The 1,027-nt window shown below is 51.7% G+C and carries 1 protein-coding gene; it reads left to right on the forward strand.

All coding sequences use genetic code 11. The annotated features are described in order from the left end of the window. Positions 1–76: 76 nt before the first annotated feature. A partial coding sequence (locus tag CSQ89_RS21620; protein WP_308418209.1) for a hypothetical protein occupies positions 77–1,027 on the forward strand: 951 nt, incomplete at its 3' end.

Here is a 1,027-nt window from a genome sequence, read left to right on the forward strand (position 1 = left end):
TGCCTGAGCATCAAGACGCAGAAGAACCCATTCGCACTTTGCCGCAAGTTACTGATCAACGCCTCCCGCGCGGCTTATGATCAGTTACAGCTGCTTCTCGCAGCTACTGCGTAACATCAGTAACTTAAATGAATATTGTTCTAATCGCCCAGGGGGAATTCGTCTAACCGCTGAGGATCAACGCCGTAATGGGTTATTTATCATCAACTCATTTATGAGATATTTTGTCGGGGCAGAACAACAATTTGCCAGCTATTGGCATGGCACTGCGCAACTTCCCGAAGGTGCTTGTCCCGGCGGAGAGGGAACCTGTGACGAGCGCGTTATCCTGACTATCCAAAAGGGAAGCAACCAAAGCAAGTTGGTGCAGCGGTTCGACCAAGCCGACAGTCTTCAATATAACATTTTGGGCGGTAGACTGGCCTTGACAGGATTTGACGATATTGCCAGTTGCCAGATTCCATATGGAATGAATGATATAGAGGGTTCTTGTATACCGAATCGGTTAGCGGGTTTCGAATACTCGGACGGAAATCAGGCACCGAGTGGATTTCTTTCGATAGCAGATCATCTCCAACTGTCTTGGTCTGCGCCAGGAGCCGCTTTGGTCACCGACCTGCTGGGCTTGAATGCATCCGCCTATGATTCGCTGACGTTCCGAATAGCGGTCATTCGTCCAATGGGACAAGAAGTACAAGTTACGCTAACTGACTTAGCAGGACGTACTGCCACGGTCACAGCCAGCGATTTTAGCGATGCATTGTATCTGGGGCCAAAAGCCAAAAGGGGTGGTCGGCCGATGACGGATGCATCTGACGACCTGCCATTTGCGAATGGCTCCGTTGCACAGTTACTCAATATGGTCGCCATCCCGCTGAAAGCCTTTCCGACTATCGACCGAGGACTAAACCGCTCGCGCGGTAGGGGTCGTGCTCAACCGCAGCGCGCAGCTCTGGCAGGCAAGGGGTTCGTATCGTGCTGGCAATTGCCGATGTTGGAAATGAGGCATTCCCGCCTCGTTCTGACA

It is taken from the genome of Chitinimonas sp. BJB300 (assembly GCF_002735695.1).
In the GTDB taxonomy this organism is placed as follows: domain Bacteria; phylum Pseudomonadota; class Gammaproteobacteria; order Burkholderiales; family Chitinimonadaceae; genus Chitinimonas.